Consider the following 23,768-nt stretch of genomic DNA (forward strand, 5'->3'; position numbering starts at 1 on the left):
TAATAGTACTAATTCATAATTTTAAATTTAAAGAGCTATGAACGCATAAAAGGAAGTAAGGGATATCCCTCACTTCCTTAAATGCTTAAACTTTTTGGATAAAAATACTGCTAAAGCTTGAACTTTATTTAGTAGATTAAAAATATAGCTAAAGCTAAAACTAAACTTTAAGCCTATATCTTAATATGTTGCTTTATAGATTAAAAACTTGCAGTTAACGGATCTTGATCTACTTGTTCAACAACAACATTAATACCAAAGTTCTCACCTACCATTTGTACTAATTCAGCAACTGGCAGCGGAGTGTTTTTGTTTTCGTATACGTAAAAACGCATAATCTTATTACCAGCTAAGCCATAAACACGAGCTAAAGTAATTGCTGATAATACAGCTGGAAAACTTGGATTATATGCCGCATTTTCAATATAACGTCCAACAAAGAACTCACGATTAACGGTTTTAGCAGCAACAAACACATGAGAGTTTGAATATGGAGAGTAAGTTTTACCTTGTTGTAATACACGTTCTTTTACTTCTTCATATTCGAGATCTTTGAAATAAGATTCTAAACGATTATTATCAAATAAACGTTCTTTAATGTCTAAATCACTTGGACCAAAACTATATGGTAAATAATGACTTAGTGGCGCACCTTGTGGGATTTGTGGTAAATAGATTTTTAATTCTTTAGCCGTATTAACTTCGTTAATAAACTGACGACAATGTCCACATGGACTATAGTTTACAATAATTGATTTAATACCTTTGGCTCCTGAACAGTAAGCATGATTAATCGCACATTGTTCAGCATGCACAGTGTACTGCATTAATAAGCCTTCATATTCTTGGTTACCACCAAAATAGAAATTACCATCTAAATCTTCAACTATTGCTCCTACGTGGAATTTAGAAATAGTAGGATATGCATAGTTAGTCGCAAATGGAAGTAACGCAAAATATAATTCTTGCTCACTTAAACCAAATTCATTTTTTAAGGCTGTAGCTTGTTCTAAGCTAATATATCCACGCAAATTATTACTTTCTAAGCAAGCAAAAATTTGTTTTTGTAAAGGGGTAGAGATTTCATTAGTAAAAGTTACAGCTGGAAATAAACTTGCCATAAACAATAGAGCTCCTTCAGATTAACCAAGATACTATCTCGAGGACTTATTTCTCTTCATAGAATAGCATAGAAAGCAATTAAAAATTGGCACAAAAACACAAAGAGAATAAAAGTACCTAAAAAGTGGTCTGCTGACCGCTTTTTGACAAAAAAATACCCTCTTGATTTATCTCAAGAGGGATTATTTATAAATTAATTATTAAGCTAACTGCTGACGCATTTGTGCCACTAATTCCGGATCGTCATCACGATAAGGATCAGGAATACCTAAAGTAGCTAATAATTCTTTTTCCAGGCTTTCCATTTGCTCGGCTTCGTCTGGTTCAATATGATCGTAACCAAGTAAATGTAATAACCCATGTAAGCAAATATGCGTCCAGTGGTGTTGTAGTGGTTTATCTTGTTCTGCAGCTTCTTTTTCTAAAACTGGAGGACAAATTAATAAATCACCTAGCTCAGTAAAGCCTAAATAATCAGCTTCATCTTCATCACCCTGAAACTCAAAACTTAGAACATTAGTCGGGTAAGGTTTACCACGATAAGTTCCATTAAGTTCTTGCATATATTCAGGAGTGATAAAAGTTACCGATAAATGAAAATCACCTTCTAAACGACTTTCTACTTGCGCATACCATTGTGCTAATTCTTCTTTACTTGGTAAGTATTGCGCACTAGCTTCACTAGAAAATAAATCATTTACATCAATTTTTAAAGTCATGTTTATCCTTGTTCAGCCAATACCGTTTGTAACGGATTTTGGTGACGACGTTTTGGGGTTACAACTGTTTCAGGATGTAAGGCTTCGTATTCATCATAAGCATCAATAATCGCAGCCACACATGGGTGACGTACTACGTCCTCTTTACTCATGGTATAAAAACGTACACCTTTTACATTATCTAAAACTTTCATAGCATGAACTAAACCTGATTTTACATTATTCGGTAAATCGGTTTGACTCATGTCACCCGTAATAACCATTTTCGAACCTAAACCTAAACGCGTTACCATCATTTTCATTTGCGCAGCGGTGGTATTTTGTGCTTCATCAAGAATGATAAAGGCATTAGAAAGAGTACGACCACGCATAAAAGCTAGAGGTGCGATTTCGATTTTGTTTTGACTTAACAGTTTTTCCGCACGTTCTGGCTTCATAATTTCAATAATGGCATCGAAAAGCGGACGTAAATAAGGATCTAATTTCTCTTGTAATGTCCCAGGTAAAAAGCCTAAGCTTTCCCCTGCTTCTACAGCCGGACGTGAAAGAATAATACGATCTACTTTATTTTCGTTCAACATTTGTAAGGCTGTAGCTATAGCTAAGAAAGTTTTCCCTGAACCAGCCGGACCAATACCAAACGTAATATCATTTTCGAGAATCCCTTTAGCAAAGAGATGCTGATTTAATGATTTACAACGTACATTACTTAAAATGCTTAAGAAGTTACCAGTATGTCTTTTTGCTTCAACAATTTGTAACTCTTCATTACGGCTCAGCTTTTTCGGCTGCTCAGTACGCATTTTAACACCACCTAACGGAGCGAACATGTCGTCTTGTGGGGTAATAATTTGCTTGTCCGGTAATGCAATTGGTGAAGAATTTACTGGCGTTGGTTCTTTAGATACAGTCGAGCCATTTGCGCTTGCTAAAGTACTAGGGTTAGCACTTTGAGCGAATGCTCCTTGTGCAGTTTCTTTTAAAGCAGCATCGTTAGCTACAGTCAGCTCTTGCCCACGTTTAGTTCTAAACTGTTGATCTAGCTCTTTAGCTTGATCTTGCAGATACATTTCACCATAGCGACGTAATAGTTCTTCTTCGCTATATTGTTCATCACCTTGATGTTCATTAAAGTTTGCTAGGGCATTTGCCGTAAAACTTTGCGTATTAGATTCTAAACCTTTAGCTGTAAAGTTTAAGGTTGAAGAATTTGGCATTTGTACTTTGTTTGCTGATAAAGCATTAACAAAGTCACTTAAGTCATAAGATTCTTCTTGAGGTTCAACTAAACCTAATTCTTTATCATCTTGCTGCGCACGATTAAGAGCCACATCTTCAAGAATATCATTGAAAGTTGCAACTAACTCTTTACAAGCAATTGCTTTAGGATTATTGGCTAAGACATCTCCAGAAAGAATAATATCTAAATAGGTTTCTGGTACCCCATATGACCAATCTAATTGCCCCACCGCGTCAAGGTAACGATACTTACAAAATGCCATAATTTCTAGAGCTTTTTGTTCATCACTTAGACCTTTAACGCTGAAAAAGTCTAATAAATCGTTAATTTGTTCTTGATAAAGTAGACGATCCTCAGCACTTAAATCAAATTGTTCTAAGTACCAATAAGGATCAATTTCTTCACTTTCTTGGTTATAGAAGAGGTAATAGTAATCACCATCAGAAAGAATCTTTTGTGTAAACGATGACGCACTTAAAAGATTCTCTAATACATTAGCATTAGGTAAAGTTGGACTAGCACTCGCAAATTGATTTAAGGTTGCAGAATCAATAGCTAGTGGTTTTAAACCAGGAATACCTAAAAAGCGAGGTTTTTGAGCAGCTTCTTGCTGCTCGGCAACTACTTTAGCTGAAGAACTCGTAGCATCTTGTGGACTCTTTTGAGTATATTGATATTGATTTTGAGATTGATCTAGAGCATCATAATTCGCAAATAAATCTACTTGCTGCGGATTAAAAGTTGGCACTATAAACTCGTTATCCGCACTTGCAGCATTTACGTTACTTGCTGCACTGGTTTGTGTATTACTAGCTTGAGTTGCAGCCTGTGCTGCTTGCGCTTGAGCATTTTGTTCATAGTTAGCAAATACATCTACGCCTGTAGGGATTTGCGGTTGAGCTGTTTTAGGATCTACAGGTAAAGGATTAAAGAGATCATCAAAATCCTCAAATAGATTCTCTTGATATTTACCACCTACAGCTACAGGTTCATGTTCTTGGTAATCACGATAATCACGTTTTACTGGTACATTTACCGTAGTGGTACTAACTGTAGGATTTGCATTGTTACCAGAGGCTAATTCTGCTTTTGCTCTAGCAACCGCAGACTGTACTGCTGCTGGGAGTTGTACTTTTGAAGTTTTATTTGTTACCTGAGGTGGATTTTGTGCTGCTAAGTTTTCTAAGGCTCTTAACTGCACTAACTCAAAATCTAAATCAGCAGCTTCTGCAGCGCGTGCTTTAGCTTGTGCTTGCTCAAAATTAGCTAGCGCTTGCTGCTGTTGTAAAAATTCTGCTACTGAACGCTCATCGGCAACAGCCTGATGAGCTTTTAATTCGTGGATCGTTAAATATACGTCTTTATATTCAATATCTTTAACTTTATTTTTACCAATAAAGGTTTGTTGATATAAATCTTGGATAATGTTTTGCGCCAAGATTGCTTGTTTTGGGGTATCTGTAAATAATTCAATGTTGAAATTGTTACCACCAATTTCAATATCTAATTCTTCTTCAAGCAATTTAATGTTTTCATTATTAACCCCTGCTAAAGCTTGCAGGTTATCGATAACTTGTGGCTCTAATGTAAAACTTGTTCTTACTGACAAAACCATTTCCTTAATATGAAGATAATAAAAACTTTAAGCAAGAGAGTAAGAGATTATCAAGTAAAATCTAAGTAAAATATAAATAAAATAAGTAAATAATATTTCTAACTGCAATCACCTAGTTACGAGAACGTTAGCATAAGCATGCCTAATATTCTGACTACTATCAGATACCTTAAGATAACCTCATGCTATCTCTGGCAACCTAAGGCAACCTACAGGAAACTTTTAGATAACTGCAGGCAACTCACAGGCAACTTTCGAGTGACTTTAAAAATAATTTTTACTTATTTTAAGTTCTACTGATATCTACCTCAACTAGAAATAAACTAGATTTTCTCTCTTCACTTTAAGCAACAAAAGCCTTTAACCATAAAGCTGACGGCTAGTAATATTATAGCAAAAAGAACTCTCGTAAGCCGAGCAGCCAATACTCGAAGCTGAAAAAAGCCCCTAGTAATAGGGGCTCTAATTATAGATTTAATTATCTAATAATAGATTTTGCGAAATAAAGGATAAAAATAAGTATCGCAGTTTACCAAATCAGGTAAATTAACCATTCGCTTCAAGACAAAAGCTTAAAGCTTAAAGCTTGGAAACTTGGAAGCTTAAATCTTTTTATGCCTGAGGCTCTTGAGCTATTGACTGTTGGTAAATTTGCGTAAATTCAGGTTCAAACATTAGTCTGACCCCTAATTCTTGCGCACGTTTTACTTTAGAGGTATTTGGTAATTCTTCTAGTGAGCTTGCGCCACCAATTACTAAAATATCCGTATCTAAAGTAATAGAACTTGAGAATTTACCACCTGATTCTTTAATAAAGTTCGCACAAGCTTTACGATCGAGAATTACTAATGAACCAGTAACCACAACGCGTTTATTACATAATTCATTGTTAAAGCTTGCTTGATTTGCTTTAAATTTAATTCCCGCATCAATAAATTGCTGAATAGTTTGCTGATTATTCTTATCACCAAAATATTGGAGAATATTGCCTAAAGTAACAGCACCAATTGTGTTTATAGTTTCCTCTTTACCAATTTGCTCAAGGTCTAAAGAAAGCTTATCCATTTGAGCAAATTTAGTAACAATATTCACTTCACTTATGGTATTTAAAGTATCAAAACTTTGATGTAAGCTTTTCGTTTTTGAGGATTTAGGTCCTTCTTTAGTAATGATGTTGGCAATAATTGCCCCTTGCTCATCATAAGCATAACTTACTTCTTGTACGTATTTAGTATTAAGTACATTACGCACAAATAATGAGTAGTTTATGGCTTTGGTAATCTTAAGAGCATCAAAGTTCACTAAAGACTGAATATCAGGTAGTAACTGTGGACGTGTTAAGTCTTCAGCTACAGCAGGTCCAACACCGTTAATCCCAATCGAACGAATAAACTCACTAAGTTTTAATTCTTTTTTCTCTGCAAAACTATCAACTAAAACTTTATAAATTTTACCGCCGAATACTTCTTTATTAACCCAACCTTTACCTACAGCTTTCCAGTTATAACTAGTACCGTGATTAATAGCTTCAGGATTAAATTTTAATTTTTCCGCATAAGGTGTTACTAATGCTTTAAACTCCATTTGACGAGTATAAGCATCTTGGGCTAAAAGCTTAAAGTAACACTTCATACGTGCTGTAAATAATGAAGCATAATGTGGCACACGTTTAATTAGACGTAAGAAATCACTGATATTAGCTTGAATTAGACTACGTGTCATGTAACCTAATTTCGTAAAGTTAATTTCTTTAGATTCGAGGTAAAGACTAATATCTTGGACTTCTTGATTCTTTTGCTCGTTTTTAGTTAACAGGGCATTAAGTTCATTAACTCTATTTTCATCAAGTAATGAATCAAGAGTCAGAGAACCTGTATTGTGATTTAGTTTTAATAAGGTTAATACCTTATCAAAGTATAACGAAATCACTCCTGTATAACGAGAAAGAGCTGTTACACGTGGATATAAAGCACTAAAAGCAACATTCTCTTGAGCTTTTTGTGTATAAGTCTCAAGATCATTTAAAGCAAGAAGTTTCGGTTCATCACTAGCTAAAGAAAGGTCTTGCATAATGCTTTGAACTTGCAGCTCATTCATTGGTGTTACAGCTGCTAAAGTATAAGCATGTGCTCGTAAAAATGTATATAACTCATGAGATTTATTTACATTAAACAGATTACCTTGCTCAAGCATTTGTTGGATTTGCTCATTAAAGAACTTATCACTATTAGCTCGTTGAACTTTAGATTTAACTTCTTTAGTATCAGTTTCAATAGCAGGTAAATTATCTTCAACTGCTGATGAATCTTCTTCAACAGCTTTTACCTGAGTTTCAACTACTTCATCTTGAGTATCAAGAGCTTTAGATTGAGCTCCAACTACTTCAGCTTGAGTATCAACTGCTTCAACTTGAGTATCAACAGCTTCTACTTGAGTAACAACTGCTTCAGCCTGAGTTCCAACTGCTTCAACTTGAGTATCAACTGCTTCAACTTGAGTATCAACTGCTTCAGCTTGAGTTTCAACTGTTTCTAATTGAGTATAAACTGCTTCATTTTGGGTATCAAGAGCTTCAACTTGAGTATCAACTGCTTCAGCTTGCGTTTCAACTGCTTCAGCTTGAGTATCAACTACTTCAGCTTGAGTTTCAACTGCTTCAACTTGAGTATCAACTGCTTTAACTTGAGTCTCAACTACTTCAGTAGTATCTTCTATTGCTTTAGGCAGTTCAACTAAAACTTCTTCGTCTGCAATTTGAGCTTGAGAAGCTTGTTTTGCTTTTGTCTTTGGTGCTTTAGCTTTTGTAGCTTTAGTTTTGCTCTCTACTTCTTTTACTTCAGAAGTAATAGCTTCATTAGCTTCAGTTGTAGCCTGAGCAACCTCAAGTTCTTCAGCTTGTTTTGTAGATACTTTGTCTTGTACTACAACAACTTGCTCTTGAGGCTCTACTACGGCAGTTTGAAGTTCTAATGCAGCAGCTTTAGGCTCTACCTCATTACTGCTTTCATCTTCAAACTCAAAAGGTAAATCAATACGCGCGTAAAGAACTGAATCTTGCTTTTTGCTCTTACGATTAGCTCGTTTAGCAGTTGCTTTTGTCTCAACTGCAGACGTAGTTTCAGATGTTGCATTAGCATTATCTAGAGCTATAGCCGAAATTAATGACGAATTAGCGTTACCTGCTACTTTTTTAGTTCTAGAGCCTTTTTTAGCACCTTTACCTGCTTTTGCAGCTTTAGCTGTCATTTCTTGTGTAGAAATTTCACCAACTTTAATTACTTTAGCTTGCTTATCAGCCTCATCTTTTTTCTTAGACTTGTCTTTAGCAGCAGCTTTAGTTTCAGCTTTTTTAGTCGTAGTTATAGCTGTTGCTTCATCAGCTTGCTTGATACGACGTCTTAGCTTAATTGGAGCAGGTTTTACATCTAATTCAGCTGAAGATTCTTGCTTTGGAGTAGAAGCTGGTTCTTGTGCTTGAGCAAGAGTTAGCTCTTGTGCTTGAATAGGAGCAGCTTCTTGCTCATGCTTTTTCTTCTCGCCTTTACTACTAGCTTTAAAGAACGTTTCAGGTTTAGAAGCACTTGCTTTAGCTACTTTAACTCTAATTTCTTCAAGATTTACTTGTTCTTGAGTTGCTAATGCTTGTTGATTTAGATCAAGAGTAGATACATTTTTGTGATATTTAGCTTTGTGCTGTAAATAAGCATTAAGGAATTTCTCCTCAAGCTTTTTACCTGCGGCTAAATCAGCTGCATCCGCTCGCACTTGCTCATCATAAACTTGTACTGCAGACTGCTCTAATAAGTGTTCTGCATTTACTCCTAACTGTTGTTCTAGTTGCACTTGCGGGGAACTAAAACGTGTTAGATGCGTCAGAATGTAATCACGCTGATCACGAGGATCTTCTTGTTCTGCTTTAGCAAACTCATTTACCCAGTTCGGACTAGTAGAACGTTCTTTTAATTTATCAAGGTAGAAATTATAGAGTTTTTGGTAGTAAGCAGATAAATCTGTTTGGCGTTCAAGCACTAAGATTTCTGGATCTAAAACTGTTAATAATTCAGGTTCTTGTCCCTCGCTAGTAGCAGGATTTAACCAATCACTTATTAAGCCTAAGATTTCTTCTTGCTGTGCAAAATTAAACATCCCAGCTAAAGTTAAAAAGTCCGTAACACTTGATAGCTGTGCGGTAAAAGCTTTTGCTTGTTTAAAAATTGCTTTATATAGACTAGCTAATTTAGTAACTAGTTCTTGCACATAAGAGGCTAAAGTTAATTGTTGCTCATCAGTCTCTTGTACTTGTAACAAGCTTACACTTAATTTCTCTTTAGCTGTTTTAAGTTCATGCAAATTAGAGTTTAAGTGACCACCTATTTTTGCAAGAATTTCTAAACTTGCTTTAGCAGGTCTAGGATTTAAGAATAAAGTTTGAGAATCTAATTTTGTTTTTTGAGTAAACAGCTTACTCCAAGTGCTATTATTTGCAAGAGTAAATAAAGCCTCTTTTAATACTGGTACTTGTTGTACAAGCGATGAATTAAGAATCTCTTGCAACCATGTGTTAATCGCTTTACGATTATCTTGTGCATTGATTGCTGTAGGATATTTAGCAACAACTTGGATTAAATACGCAGTTAAGAGTTTAGCTTGATTCTGTAAAGCATTAAAACGACTTACACGACGAATATATGCTCCATAAGTATCTGCAAAATTACCATGAGCATTCTCTAGCAATAGGGCTTTAAAATACTGTTGGTAGTTCGTATGTTTTTTCGCCTTATCTTTATCAACAACTGCTTGTTGATTTACGTCTTGGCTAGTTGAGGTTTGGCTTGTTTCAAGACTAGTTAGATTTTGCTTATCATCTTGAGTAGTTAGATTTTGACTAGCCTCTGGTTGAGTTTGTGCCTTATCTGCTTGAGCAATCTCTTCACTCGCTGCGTTAACCTCGATTGCTTTAAATGCTTGTTCAAGATCTACTTGTAGATTACTACATAGTTCAAGATAATCTGGAGCAGTTAAATAAGTACTAAAGTCTCTTGCATTAATAATTAAGCTTTCTACTTTATCTCGATAAGCAAGATATTGCGTTTCCGGTGCTACTTGATATTGCGCAACATAAGCATCAAACTTCGCTTCAAGAGCTTTAATATAATCAGCACGTAGTTTATAAGCTAAGTTAAAAGCCGGTTTATGTACTAAAAGAGCTTTCATTAAATCCGAAGCTTGCTCAAAAAACTCTAGCTTTAACATTTGGTAAGGATCAGCAATATTCGTGAACTTACCTAAGCTTGTAAACTGATTAGTAATCGCTGGTCCAAAGCCCTTTAAGTCAATCCCACTTTTACTATAGAAATACTCGATTTTAGCTTCAAGTTGTCCACTACAATTATGAGCTGGATTAGTACAAGTTAAAGCACCCGATTGCACCACTTTAAAGCGTTTATCACTATCAGCATTACCTTCAATTTTACTTAACTCAGTATAAAGTTTTTCAAACTGATACTTAGCTTGTTGTGCCGCTTCAGATTGTTTATTTTCTTCTTGCTCATAAGTTTCTTTCGCAGCAACTAAATCCATCAATTGCGCATAAGCAATACCAGTTTTAGCTTCTGGCAGTGCAAGAAGATTTTTAACTAAAGGAGTTAAGAATTTCTTCGTTAAAGTAATGAGAATCTCATCATGACTAAAGTCGATTTGGTAATAAGCTTTAATGCTATTAGCTTCAATGCTTACTTGATCAGCTACATTACCTTTATCCTCGGTACTATCTTTAACTTCTAGGTCCGCTGCAGCATCTCCTTGTTTTTTAGCTTTATAAAAGCTAATAACTTCTTCGCTAATGCTACTGCTTAACTGACGTAAATCTTTAATAAAGTCAGCTTCAACCGCTGATTTTTTAAGATCGGTATTTGCAAACAGATCATTTAAGTAAGAAGCAAACTTAACCCAGTGGTTATAAATAATCTCACGATTATTTTGTAAATGGTTAAGTACTTGACGGTGCAGATTAACCGCACTTACTAATTTACTTGCTAAAGGATAAGTAATGGCTTGTTCTAAAGCAAAAGACTTAGCCACCTCACCATAATCTTTAAAATCAAAAATACGGTGCAGATTTAAATTAGTAAGAGCCGTTTGATGTAAATTAGTTGTTTGCTGTAAAAACGAACCACACTCTGGACAAGTTGGGAGAATATTAACCGGTAGAGCTTGTGGCTTACGTTGATCGACAAGGGCTTGTTTAACAACTGGGATTACTTCCCCACCACGATAAATAACTACTTTATCATCTTGGTGTAAGTCCATACGCTTAAGTAAGTAGTAGTTATTTAAACTTAAACTACTAACTGTTGCCCCTGCAACAAAGCAAGGATCTACTTTAGCAATCGGACTTACAACCCCAGTACGACCTACGTTAATAGTTACATCTTTAAGGGTAGTAACAGCTTCGTTAGGCAAGAACTTAAACGCAATTGCCCATTTAGGGCTATTGGCGATCCAGCCAATTGCCTCTTGGTGCTCAAGATTATCAACCTTAAATACCGTACCATCAATGTCAAAACTTAACTCTGGACGAAGTTTTTCAATGCGGTTATAGAACTCGGTAATTTGTTTAAAGCCAGTTACTTGGGTAACTAATTCCGAAACCGTAAAGCCTAAACGACGAGCAAACATTAATAATTGATATTGAGAATTAGCATGGAGCTCAGGAGCTTCAATATTCTCATGTTGATTTACCACATATGCCATAAAACGTAGGGGCATTTGTTTTGGTAAATTATCAATGATGTATAGATCTTGAGTACTTTTGGATACCCCATTAATGCTCTTACGAAGTTTACGGATTACTCGACGATAAGCATCACGTGAGACAAACGAACCTGCGCCATTACGTAAATTTACTAATGGCTTTTTCTTATAACGTTCGTAAAGATGGTTAAGGTACTCAAAGTCTTCTTGCAGCATGAGTAATTCCCCACGCACCTCAAGAATATTTTCTTTACCCGTAGCCGCATATTGCTGCACTAGTTCTGGAAGCTCTTGCGGCACATTCGGCACACGTTGTACGTGGCGAGTTATATCATAACCACGCACCCCATTACCACGTGTTGCCCCACGCACTAATTTACCATTACGATAAATTAAGGCACAAGCAATACCATCAAACTTAGGTTCGGCACAGAAAGTAATGTTTAAGTTCTTTGTCGAGCCAAGGAGTTTTTGTTCTTGATAGACTTTTTCTACTTGGGTGTAGAAGTTCGAGGTAAACTCTTCGGCAGAGTAAACATTACTCAGCGAAAGCATAGGGATCTCATGATCCACTTCTTGCGGTTTGTATGGAGCATATAAACTATCTATTTGCTCATCATCAACCTGTTGGAAATGCTCAATTTCTTGCCAAGCAGCAAATGAAGCTTTACTGGCCACTAACTCGGCGTATAAACCGTGTAAATCTTGATCTTCGAGTTCTTGATCTTCTTCAAGAACCACGCTTTCGTCTTGATTACTACGAATTTGATCGCTGGCCAAATCTTTAGCACTAGCGGTTGACGAGTGGATAAATTCAGATCCCACACGTTCACTAGCCATGAAACTGCCAAAGTGCTCTAAATAGACTTCAGGATAAGTAGTTTCAAAATATAAGAGTTCGTTTTTTATTTCGTCATATTCAAAATCGGACACTTCTGGAGCATTGTCACCATAATAAGCCTGATCGTAACGCAGAATCTGCGCTCGTAAGGTGGTAACTTTCTCTAAGAATTGCTCAAGAGTTAAAACTGCCGCTTGGACATCTTTACCTTGTAACTTTTCTTGGCGTCCGATATAAGCTTTAAATTGTGGCATAGCGGTAAACGAGATAATTGTCTGTAACAGACAAATGCTATAGATTTAAAGGAGAAGGGAAACTTGGGTTTCTATATGTTTTAGATCTGTTTTTGCTTTAATGCTGCTTGGTATTACTCTTTAAGCAGTACTACTTTGTATAGCTCTATGCTACTCTGTGCAGCTTAACTATTTGATGTAGCACCAAGACAACTCATATTCATTTTTTACGAAAAAACATAGATCTACAAACACATACAGGAGACTTTAAGTCTCCTGATTGGGATCTATTATTATACCAAAAGCCTAGTCTCAAAGCTAAAAATACGGCATATTTGCCTAATTAAAAAAAATAAAAAAGGACTTGTATTACTACAAATCCTTTTCTGAAATTAGTTAGTATAACTTTCGAAGTCTTCCATAAGAGCTTGTAAGTTATCATTGCGTGAAGTATTACGTAATTTTTTCAGCGCCTTAGCTTCAATTTGACGGATACGTTCACGTGTTACGTTAAATTGTTTACCTACTTCTTCTAAAGTATACTCACGTGGCATACCAATACCCAAACGCATTTGAATCACTGTTCTTTCACGTTCATTTAGTGTTAAGAGTAATTGGTCTACGGCTTCACGTAAGTTTTGTTGTAAAGCAATTTCTAGTGGATTAGCTACTGAAGTATCTTCAATAAAATCACCTAATGAAGTATCTTCGTCATCACCTACTGGATTTTCCATCGAAATAGGTTCTTTCGAGATTTTTTGCACTTTACGTACTTTATCTTCACTTGTGTTCATTTCTTTAGCTAATTCTTCGATTGTCGGCTCACGACCTAGTTTTTGCACTAGTTCACGGCTTACACGATTTAACTTGTTAATAGTTTCAATCATGTGTACCGGAATACGGATCGTTCTTGCTTGGTCTGCAATAGCACGCGTAATCGCTTGACGAATCCACCAAGTAGCATAAGTTGAGAATTTATAACCACGTTTATACTCAAACTTATCCACAGCTTTCATCAGACCAATGTTACCTTCTTGGATAAGATCTAATAAGTGTAAACCACGGTTGGTGTATTTTTTGGCAATCGAAATTACTAGACGTAAGTTTGCTTCCACCATTTCGATTTTCGCTTTACGTGCTTTTTCATAACCAGTTTGAATACGGCTATATAAATCACGAATAGACTCAATGTCTAATTGATGCGTCATTTCGATTTGGTGATAACTTTCTAAAGTTTCGAATACTTTATCACGGTAGTTTTTAATGCGACGTGCCCACTCTTGGTCTTTTTTCACTAAAGTTAATGAATCATTAGTGTAAAGATTGTGGAACCAATCAACATTAGGAGAAGCAAATTGTTTTACTAAGTACTCACGTGTTTGACGTTTAGCACGAGGTAAATCAATTAAGAATTTATTTAATTGTTTATCATTTACTGACACTTGATTGTAAATTTCTTTTACATGTGACAGCATTAACTCAAAAATATTTGGCGTTAATTTAAATGATAAGAATTGCGTACGAAGTTTTTCAACTTCCGCTCTTGCTGCGTCTTTTAATTGTTTACGACGAGATAAACCACCATGTGAACGTAAACGAGCTAACACTTCTTGTTGTTGTTCACGTAAAGCGTTAATACGTTCGTTGGCAATTTTAGCATCGATAGCTTTATCTTCACCATCACCGTAATCCATATCATCGTAGCTTAACATGTCGTTAAGTAGGTTTGAATCGTCATCATCAAAACCATTTAAGATATCAGATAATTTACGGTTGGTTGAAAGAACTGTTTCGTATTCTTTAAATAAAACATCTAGAACTTCAGGGTATTCTGCAATCACTGATTGAATTTCGCTCATAGCTTCTTCAATACGTTTAGCGATTACTACCTCACCTTCACGACTTAATAAGTCGATCTGACCCATTTCTTTCATATAAATACGTACTGGATCTGAAGAGCGAGAAGCTGAAGAAGAACCTGAACTAGCTACTTTACCATCGTTGTCGTTTGCTAATTGCATCACGTCAACTTCAGTAAACTCATCGTTTACCACACGTAAAGAGTATTGGTCTTCTAGATATTTGGTAATTTGTTCAATTTGCGATTCGCTATAATCAGAAAACGTTTCTTGTAAATTCGCAGCAGTAAGGTAACCATTTTCTTTACCTTCTTCTACGATTTCAATAATAATTTCTTTTTCGTCTTCTTCAAATTTAGCTATATCTAATTTATCGGCATTTGTGTCATCTAAATCATCTGAATCAAAATCAAAATCCAGATCTTCATTAAACACATCTAATTGATCATCAGCGTCTGCGTAGTAAGCGTCTTTAGTTGACTTTCTCATTAAGTAATAACCTTATGTCTAAATTTAAAACTATGTTTTAAAGAGAAAAACTTAATATATCTCTACTGCGCAAGATCAAGTTCAAAGATTTATTGCCCTCACTTCTGTTGCTAGCCTATCGAGGTATAACAGCCGGGCACTTTTAGTGCTTGATTTTGCAAAAATCACTTTTACAAGTCTAACTTTTTTGCAAAGAATGAAACTTCAACAACTACTCGTATCTGCAGTCTAAACTCGATCTGTGAGAGGTGATGTTTCTAGTGCTCTGGAATTAAAGTTAGAAATATCGGGTTAAAGTAGCTCAAGTGTAAATACTCAAATATAAATAAAGAGGTAGATTAGCGTTCTTTGTTACTCTTTGTACTCTAAATTTAGATAACTAAACTATGTGGTAATAAACCACATAATCATCTAAATAATCATCTAAGCAAAAAACTAACCAGCCTCATGGCTACTTTTCCCTTATTCTAGAGAGAAAATTCCGTGCTAAAAAATAAAAAAGCAGGCTATCCACCTGTTTTGTTATTGACACAGCTAAGAGAAAGTAATTTATACATTCTCAAGATGAATATTATACGCAAAACTAATTGCAAACGGAGATTTTTTTGCAAATTATTTTTCTCTGTAGTATATATACTCGGCATTTATATTGTTAATTTACAAATTTGCTAAACTCTCTAACAATTATCTCCTTTTGGCAACACGCATATATTACTCTTATGGTAATCTTAGAGTAATCTTAAAGTTATCTTCACTGTGCCTAACAGCGTTCGTTTCTAAGTTATAGCGATAATTTTTAAAATTACGAGCATGCAAAAGACCTCAGCAATGCTGAGGTCTTTGACTCTTCGAATACAATTTTAAATTTTATCCTAATAAGGATACTAATAAAAGATAACTTTTAAATTATTTACCGTAGTTGAATACGTGTTTAGCTAAATCTAATACTTTGTTAGAGTAACCGATTTCGTTATCGTACCAAGCAACTAGTTTAAAGAATTTATCTGTTAAACCGATACCTGCTTTAGCATCGAAGATTGAAGTGTGTTTGTCACCTAAGAAATCTGTTGATACTACATCGTCTTCAGTGTAAGCTAAAACGCCTTTTAATTCGTTTTCTGAAGCTTCTTTCACTGCTTTACAGATTTCGTCGTATGAAGTTGATTTGTCTAAGTTAACTGTTAAGTCTACTACAGAAACATCTGGTGTAGGTACACGGAAAGCCATACCTGTTAATTTACCATTTAATTCAGGGATAACTTTACCTACAGCTTTAGCAGCACCTGTTGATGAAGGGATGATGTTTTGTGCAGCACCACGACCACCTCTCCAGTCTTTCGCTGAAGGACCGTCAACAGTTTTTTGTGTAGCTGTTGTAGCGTGAACTGTAGTCATTAAACCAGAAACGATACCGAATTTTTCGTGAATCACTTTAGCTAATGGAGCTAAACAGTTAGTTGTACATGAAGCGTTAGATACGATGTCTTGACCAGCGTATGTTAAGTGGTTAACGCCCATTACGAACATTGGAGTAGCATCTTTAGATGGACCAGTTAAAACAACTTTTTTCGCACCAGCTTGGATGTGTTTACGAGCTGTTTCGTCAGTTAAGAAGATACCTGTACCTTCGATAGCAACGTCAACACCGATTTCGTCCCATTTTAAGTTAGCTGGATCACGCTCAGCAGTAACGCGGATTGCTTTACCGTTAACTACTAATTTACCATCTTTAACTTCTACAGTACCTTTGAAACGACCGTGAGTTGAATCATATTTTAACATGTAAGCCATGTATTCAACATCGATTAAGTCGTTGATACCTACAACTTCGAAATCTTCAGGACGCTCTAGAGCTGCACGGAAAACAAAACGACCGATACGACCAAAACCGTTAATACCTAGTTTAATTGTCATTGACTGTTACTCCTTGTTTTTTGCCCCGCAGGACATAAACAATGTTGTTGTGGTTGAAATTAACCTTATTTAACCAAACTGTTAAACAAAATCTAAAGCTTCAATCTAGTTAAATAAAGCTTTAACAGGTTAAACTTAACATTTAACCAACTTACGATTGTAAGAACTAGACTACTAATAGTTACTTAATTATGCTTAACTATTAATTTTAATTAGTAAATCATTTACTAATTGGACATGTCTGATATCCCTTAATTCTTGCTTATTAAAGCTAAAGAAAAGCCTAAAGCGGTTAGTGTAGCTAATTTAAATTTTTTGGGTGTTAAGTTTTATTCTGCTTGCATATGCCAAAGAGATTACTTGGTATATGCTAGTAAAGTTAAGGTTATTTGACTTAACTTTAGCTAATGGTACTTTGAAATAGTACCGGAAGCATTTGTTGAGGATTTGCACATTGATGATTATTTAAACTCGTCTGATCATTTTGTGATCAGCATGTGAAAAATCTTCAACAAGAAAATAAAAATTTAAATTTTAACTTCCTTAGTTTTTTCTTCGCTCATATTATATCCTAACTTAGGATAAAGTTGTGTTATTTATTTTTCTTAGCATAAAAACAGTTACTTTTGATCCACAGAAGAGCATTGATAAACAGGACAAAAATCCAAAAGAACAGACTATTCACTTACCTAGGCATTTGAGCAATAACCGCGTAAGTTAGTCAACTACTCAATACAAGTTAAAATCTCTATTTTAGGAAAAATTATATTTTCTGTTAAATTCACAATTCTGTTATAATTTTCTTAACAAAAGTGTGAATATTTGTGAAATGAAAGTTGAGAGAAAACAAGTTTTAGATTTGTTTTTGTGTTACAAGAAACTCTCTTTTATGGAGCATATTTAACTAGCGACTCTAGACTTTCTACCTAAATTAGAGTACTTTCTATCTAAATAAAATAGTTAACCTGTGGTGTATCACCTATATTAGGTAACTATTTACTTAAATTAAGTAAATTGCGCTACAAAGCAACTTTCTACCCAATTTAGGCAAATTTTCATCTAAGTTAAGTAACTTTCAGTCTCAATTAAGCAACTTTCTACCTAGATCAAGTATAATCTAGAAAGTTAAGGGGCTATTTTTGCAAAATAAGCATATATTTCCAGCAGCTTTTTTCGTTTTGCGCTAGACTATTGTTATAGAATTAGCACTTTCTAATTTATTGAGGCTTACGTTTACCGTATTGAGCCCCATAATTGTATTTTCTTAGAGATTTTATCCCTAAAAATCTTTTAAGTTACTTTCACCACATAAATTAAATACCTCTCATTACAAACTTAGTTTTGTAAAAGAGTTTTTTGGATTTAGTTTATACATTTCTAGAGATTCCGCTTGTGGCTATAAGAACCAGAAAAGACATTACTATCGATGATGTTGGTGGTAATGCTAGCTTATTACAATTTTGTCGCCAAGGAAGAATTATCCATGGGGTAAATCGCCAGGTGTTATTTGAATCTGGAGACTTGGCTGACCGTATTTTTCTACTAATTCATGGCAGCATTCAAGTATTTACTAATAATGATGAGCATGAATTAGTATTAAGTTATTTAACCGGTTTAAACTTTTTTGGCGAAATGGGATATGTAGGACAAGAAACGCGCCGTAGTGCGAGTATTCGTTGTCGTACAGAATGTACAATCGTAGAAATGGAGTATAAAGAGTTTGATAAGTTCATTATGAGCTATCCACAAACTCTAAAAGTTCTTTGTGAACATCTAGCTCGCCGCTTAAAACATACAACGCAACAAATTTCTTCTATGGCGTTTGATGATGTGCATGATCGTGTAATTGAAACCATTTTCCATCTAGCACAAATTCCTGATGCAATTTCGCACCCACACGGGATTCAAATTCGCACCACACGTCAAGAAATTGGTAATATGTTAGGTTGTTCACGTGAAACTGTAGGACGAGTTATTAAATCAATGGAAGATAAAGGTTTACTTTACTCTAAAGGTAAAACCATTATCTTAAATTACCCTCGTTCGTTCCATGAGGATCAACCAAACTTCCAACCAGAATGGAGTCCGCGCCGCGCTAATAACAATCTACCAAAGAAAACGCGTATTGCCGGTATTGAACATCTCTATTCAGCTTATGCTGATGACGACTATTAAAGTCTAGATCGTATCTAGAATTACACTCAAATCTAGGTACATAACAAAATTAAGAACTATGACAAAGTATAGATAGCCTCAATAGTCAAAAATAGCATAGCTATTCATTAAGACTAAGCTACCTAGCTAAAGTTATCTTTTGTAACAAGAAAAGCACGCACTCCTAATTTAGCTTTAGGGTTGCGTGCTTTTCTCGTTATAATACAAGCGCAAAAATTTAAATAATACTCAGAGTAAATCATAGTAAAGAAACCTCTAAAAACTAATAAAAACAAGCAAACTCAGTTCTAGTCAACTTTCCCTTACTACCAGCAACTAATATGACTGCGCAATCCTTACAACCCCAAGCCAACTCCAAGCTCCAAGAGTTCTTAGAACAGTTAAAAACTGCTCTATCTCATATCAATTGGCAAGATATTAATTTTGGTTATCAGTCGCAAGCGACTAATCTTGCTCAAATGTATAGTTCGAGCCAAGATTATATTAAGGTAATCTTTAATCCTGAATGGCTTGCTCTAGATCCAACCTCATCTTTAAGCTTATATTGGCCACAAACGGTTAAAGATACACAAAGCAATAATTCGCAAATCTTTAACTTTACCACTTGGCAACACGAACAAGCAAAGCTCTATCAAAAATTAGTTAAAGAATTTGATCCTAAGTCTTTTATCCCTTGGATTTATAACTTCTTACCTCTCTTAGCTGAACAAGCACAAGATGCGGCTGTTGCTGATTTAACAACCAGTAATAACAGTTACAGCTTATTACAATTGTGGCGACGCGCGATAATTTATCCTCGTGCTACTTACTATCCATACTTAAAACTAGCACTACAAAATAACCAAGTATATAAGCTAGCTCGTAGCAGCGCGATTACTAATAGCCTAGCGCCGCATTTAGAACAGATTTTAACTTTAGAACTCACAGCCCCTACTCCTTTTTTACCTCAGGCTACTAACATACTACAGTTAATTAAAGATTTAGACTGGGAAATGCATTTTGATGAGCAAGAGGAAGTGAGAGAATTTGAGTGGTTATTAGCTCATAGCTTACCTGCAAGTAGCCAAGTTTTATTACAAAGTTGTAAACAAGAACTCTTATGCAAATCTTCCGAATTTAAAAATCTTTCACGTCGGGCTCTTGCTGCTTGTTGGCATAAACTCTTAACTCTTTATTTTGAGTTAAGCCTAGATTTGCAACAAGATTTACAACCAAATCTGGAACAAGATATACAACCTGCAATACTTACGCAATTTAATCAAAAATTTGCTACTGCATTAACTGTTACTGAGCTCACTCAAGCCGTAGAACAATTAGCTAAGGACTTTACTCAATACTTTATTCACGGTACACCAATAAGTGTTATTGAAGAAAAAACCTTGTTCTATCATAGCTATTTCTCTCATCCGGGTACTTCAGTACTCAAACCACGCTCGGCTACGGAATTTGTGGTTGATACAGCTTACGATCTAGCCCAACAACGCGTAAATGCTGTAAGCCATGCTATTAAACAACAAGAGCTAACTGACTTCGCAACCTTTACTCTTGTTGATATTGGTGCTGGTTCAGGTTGTCTTGGAGCTACTTGTTTACAACTCTTAGCAAGTAAAAATCGTCATGCCCCGTTTAAATTCCATTTACTTTCGCTGGACATAGATCCCCAAGCACTTAAGGTAGCACAATATAATCTGCAACGTGTTTTAGATGCGAAAAATATGAGTGCTCAAGAAATTTCAGACGATGAGTTTTTAAGTGCTCGCGCTAAAGATCCAACCTTGCAAAACAAGTATAGTTACGAGGTGTTAGCAAGTGATTGGTTATCAGCTTTAAAGGATAAGAACCTTCCTCATAAAGTACAAGTGATAGTTTCTAATCCACCTTATATTGATAAAGACGATCCTTTATTAGTACATACGGTTCATGATCCTTTTATTTCTTTAGTGCCAGAACATTCAGGCATCTATCCATACCAAGAAATACTACTACAAGCTATTAACTATCTAGATCCTCAAGGTGTAGTGGTTTTTGAGCATGGGTATAATCAAAAACAAGCGTTAGAAGAACTAGTTCAGCAAATAAACGAACGACCTGAAGTTAAGGCACAAGGACAATACAGCCCTGCTATTGTCTTAGCTGACTATAGCGGTAATCCACGTTGTATGTATACATCTTGGCAACCTATAAAAGAATAGCAGCCCTCTCTATGTCTTGGCTTTAAATTCACAAGATGCCGTAAGGTATTATTGTCTTATTCACGCTTTGCCTACCTAAGCGCAAATACATAAAATCCGCAAGCTTTAGCTTAAGTATAGTAAAATATAGGCACGCTAAAACCAGAGCTTTCACTCTTGTTTTAGCGTGCCATTTAATATTAATGCAACTTAAAAACCGTATTTAGACAGAAGCATGTTACATCGCTTTTTTAATCTCCGCGCAGCAGTTACTCTCGGAGTTGCTGCTCTAGGCTTAAGCAGTTGTGTGAATTATTCGGTCGTAAATGTACCACATATTTCATACGACTATAAATATTTAACCTTAAGCTCTCCAGATCCAGATTTATATCGTATTCTCCGTGACACTCTTGCACGCGAAAATATTTTTGTTGTCGATCAAACTACTTCACAAGAACAACTAGCAACTCTGGTACGTGAAGTTGGTACTTCCATGACGCAACATCGTAAACAAGTACCACTACGCAATATTAACTATCGTCCACAAACAACAAGTGCTACAAGTGGTAATCTAACGCGTCAAAGTACAGATAAAAATCCGTACAACATTACCAAAATCGAACAATGTACAGGCGAACACTTAAATTTAGATTGTATTCGCAACTTTATCCCAGAATTAAACATTGTAAGTTATAGTGAATCACTAAAAAACCTTACTTTAAACAATTCTGGTTCAGCTGTACAAAAACTCTTTATTGGTAATTTAGTTACTTACTTAAATATTCCTCATTTTGGGACAATAAATATCAACGAAATTAGTAGTGATACCCAACTCTACGATGATAAACAACCATTAGCCGCAATTCGTGCTGGACAACAAGCTACGCTCTTAATGCAAAAAACCGTTGCTGAAGCTATTGTAAATAAAGTGGTGTTTGTGTTTGAGGATCAAACTTTACGTGACTTCCAAAAAGGTCGTCCGTCTTACTACTCAACAAGTACAGTTAATCCGACAACGACTACTAGTCAAGCAACAACTACTAATTCAACCACGAATACAACAACTAGCACTACGAACGTAACTAATACTACGAATAGTAGCAATAACAGCTCTACTAACAGTAGCAACAACACTATCAACAGTAGCAATAGTTCAAATAGTGGTAACAAGTAATTACTCTAAGTAATAATTCTCTATTATCTAGAGAACTATGAGCTACAAAGCAATTCTCTAGAAGGCTATTCTCTAGGATAACCGTTCTCTAGAAAACGATTATCTTGTAGAAATTCTTTAGAAACTAATTCTCTAGAAACGTATGTTCTATATCTTCCTTGAGAATACAAAAGTTATTACTTCTAAGTTTCACCAAATGCACACTTCGGTGTGCATTTTTGCTAGGTTTATTTTATGACCTTATTGCAATTTACTACCGAAACCTTAGCTAAAGATTTAGAAAGAAACGGCTTTCCGCATTACTTTCTCATTACTGGTAAAGATTTACTTTTACAAAAAGAAGCTGTAGACGCTTTACAAAAGATTACAAGCGATCCTAATTCACCAATTTATTGTGAAGAAAGTGAAATCTATACCGATGCGGATAATTTTGATTTAAACGAACTCTTACTTGAAGTAAACCAAGTTGGTTTATTTGGCGTGCGTAAACTAATTAAGATTATCTTTAATCGCAGCATTTCCGCACAAATGCTTAAAAGCCTAACTACTTTAGCTAAAGCTAACGATCAGTTTCACGTATATGCTTTTATTCTCCTTAATTGGGAAAACAAACACGAAAAAACTGATTTCTATCAAGCCTTTAAAACCCATACTCACTGTGCACAAATCCAATGCTTACCTATCACAGGAGATAAGTATCGTTCATGGATTCGCCGCCGCTTACGTAAAATGAAATTTACGTTTGATGAAGAAGTAATTGAGTTTCTGTTTGATAACTTTGAGAACAATATGTTTACTCTGCAGCAGTTACTCGAGCAAATTCAATTACGCGATATTAAGCACATTAGCGTAAGCTTGATCGATCAAATTTCCCAGCAGTTCTCTGACTATAGTGTATTTGATTTAATGCAACACGCTGTAGCCGGACGGATTAATAAAGCCATGATAGTTTTAGATTATCTGGTATACCAGAAAAAAGAAAATATCACGACTATTATCGGGATTATGCGCCGCGAATTAATTAATATTTATAGTTTTCGCAGTCGTAGCCCCGCTAAATCAGCAGCCGAACTCATGAGTACTCCTTTAATGCGCGATACGCTTGAGCCGCGTGAAGAGGAACGTTTTCGTCGCACCTATTGGGATAAGCATAAACGTCAAATTTATCAACAATACTTAAGTCAAACCTTAACGCGTGATCGTCTGTATAAACTGTTTATCTTTTTATGTGATTTAGACATTGCGGCTAAGACTTGTTTAAGGGAAGAAAAAATTATTCCGCTAATTAAAATTTTCTTTACCGAAATGCATAATCCTAAACCTTTTGCCTTACCTAGTTATGAACTGTTCGGCAATAAGTTTTTAATCTCATAAAAAATACTCCTCGGGTAAAACCTCGAGGAGTATTTTTTATGATTTTTATGTTTTAGTTGTAATTTAGCTCTAGCTATTGTGTAACTACA

10 protein-coding genes are annotated in these 23,768 nt (G+C 35.4%); 4 read left to right on the top strand and 6 right to left on the bottom strand.

Annotation, left to right across the window (positions count from 1 at the left end):
* Nucleotides 1–200: 200 nt before the first annotated feature.
* The 6 genes from cdd to gap all read right to left on the bottom strand — a co-directional run bounded on the left by cdd (nucleotide 201) and on the right by gap (nucleotide 16,785).
* Complete coding sequence (cdd, locus tag CKF58_RS01260) at nucleotides 201–1,121, bottom strand: cytidine deaminase (RefSeq protein WP_119530177.1); 921 nt, start codon at nucleotides 1,119–1,121, stop codon at nucleotides 201–203.
* A gap of 201 nt (nucleotides 1,122–1,322) precedes the next feature.
* Complete coding sequence (ybeY, locus tag CKF58_RS01265) at nucleotides 1,323–1,841, bottom strand: rRNA maturation RNase YbeY (RefSeq protein ID WP_119530178.1); 519 nt, start codon at nucleotides 1,839–1,841, stop codon at nucleotides 1,323–1,325.
* Between the two features lie 2 nt (nucleotides 1,842–1,843).
* The gene (locus CKF58_RS08695; protein WP_245959221.1) at nucleotides 1,844–4,690 is read right to left on the bottom strand and encodes a PhoH family protein; all 2,847 of its coding nucleotides are present in this window, start codon (nucleotides 4,688–4,690) and stop codon (nucleotides 1,844–1,846) included.
* A 618-nt stretch (nucleotides 4,691–5,308) separates the two neighbouring features.
* Entirely contained in the window at nucleotides 5,309–12,544 is a 7,236-nt protein-coding gene (locus CKF58_RS01275) for a hypothetical protein (RefSeq protein WP_119530179.1), read from the bottom strand.
* Nucleotides 12,545–12,915: 371 nt separating this feature from the next.
* Nucleotides 12,916–14,871 carry an RNA polymerase sigma factor RpoD gene (rpoD, locus tag CKF58_RS01280; protein ID WP_119530180.1) on the bottom strand — a complete coding sequence of 652 codons (1,956 nt, stop codon included), beginning with the start codon at nucleotides 14,869–14,871 and terminating at the stop codon, nucleotides 12,916–12,918.
* A 906-nt stretch (nucleotides 14,872–15,777) separates the two neighbouring features.
* A complete protein-coding gene (gene gap, locus CKF58_RS01285) occupies nucleotides 15,778–16,785 on the bottom strand; it encodes a type I glyceraldehyde-3-phosphate dehydrogenase (RefSeq protein ID WP_119530181.1) in 1,008 nt (335 codons plus the stop codon).
* Between the two features lie 1,392 nt (nucleotides 16,786–18,177).
* On the opposite strand from gap, the gene CKF58_RS01290 reads away from it, so the two are divergent.
* The 4 genes from CKF58_RS01290 (at nucleotide 18,178) to holA (ending at nucleotide 23,679) form a co-directional block, all read left to right on the top strand.
* Entirely contained in the window at nucleotides 18,178–18,960 is a 783-nt protein-coding gene (locus tag CKF58_RS01290) for a cyclic nucleotide-binding domain-containing protein (protein ID WP_222987646.1), read from the top strand.
* A 320-nt stretch (nucleotides 18,961–19,280) separates the two neighbouring features.
* Nucleotides 19,281–21,152 carry a hypothetical protein gene (locus CKF58_RS01295; RefSeq protein WP_119530183.1) on the top strand — a complete coding sequence of 624 codons (1,872 nt, stop codon included), beginning with the start codon at nucleotides 19,281–19,283 and terminating at the stop codon, nucleotides 21,150–21,152.
* Nucleotides 21,153–21,366: 214 nt separating this feature from the next.
* Nucleotides 21,367–22,305 carry a hypothetical protein gene (locus CKF58_RS01300; protein ID WP_119530184.1) on the top strand — a complete coding sequence of 313 codons (939 nt, stop codon included), beginning with the start codon at nucleotides 21,367–21,369 and terminating at the stop codon, nucleotides 22,303–22,305.
* 234 nt (nucleotides 22,306–22,539) lie between these two features.
* Nucleotides 22,540–23,679, top strand: coding sequence for a DNA polymerase III subunit delta (gene holA / locus CKF58_RS01305; RefSeq protein ID WP_119530185.1), 1,140 nt, complete (start codon nucleotides 22,540–22,542; stop codon nucleotides 23,677–23,679).
* Nucleotides 23,680–23,768 lie beyond the last annotated feature (89 nt).

Source organism: Psittacicella hinzii, from assembly GCF_003585935.1.
GTDB lineage: Bacteria > Pseudomonadota > Gammaproteobacteria > Enterobacterales > Psittacicellaceae > Psittacicella > Psittacicella hinzii.

What these genes read in the sequence shown, in the direction of transcription:
- ybeY (WP_119530178.1), bottom strand. Translation starts at nt 1,841, where the DNA reads ATGACTTTAAAAATTGATGTAAATGATTTATTTTCTAGTGAAGCTAGT.
- gap (WP_119530181.1), bottom strand. Translation starts at nt 16,785, where the DNA reads ATGACAATTAAACTAGGTATTAACGGTTTTGGTCGTATCGGTCGTTTT.
- rpoD (WP_119530180.1), bottom strand. Translation starts at nt 14,871, where the DNA reads ATGAGAAAGTCAACTAAAGACGCTTACTACGCAGACGCTGATGATCAA.
- holA (WP_119530185.1), top strand. Translation starts at nt 22,540, where the DNA reads ATGACCTTATTGCAATTTACTACCGAAACCTTAGCTAAAGATTTAGAA.
- CKF58_RS01295 (WP_119530183.1), top strand. Translation starts at nt 19,281, where the DNA reads ATGACTGCGCAATCCTTACAACCCCAAGCCAACTCCAAGCTCCAAGAG.
- CKF58_RS01300 (WP_119530184.1), top strand. Translation starts at nt 21,367, where the DNA reads ATGTTACATCGCTTTTTTAATCTCCGCGCAGCAGTTACTCTCGGAGTT.
- cdd (WP_119530177.1), bottom strand. Translation starts at nt 1,121, where the DNA reads ATGGCAAGTTTATTTCCAGCTGTAACTTTTACTAATGAAATCTCTACC.
- CKF58_RS01275 (WP_119530179.1), bottom strand. Translation starts at nt 12,544, where the DNA reads ATGCCACAATTTAAAGCTTATATCGGACGCCAAGAAAAGTTACAAGGT.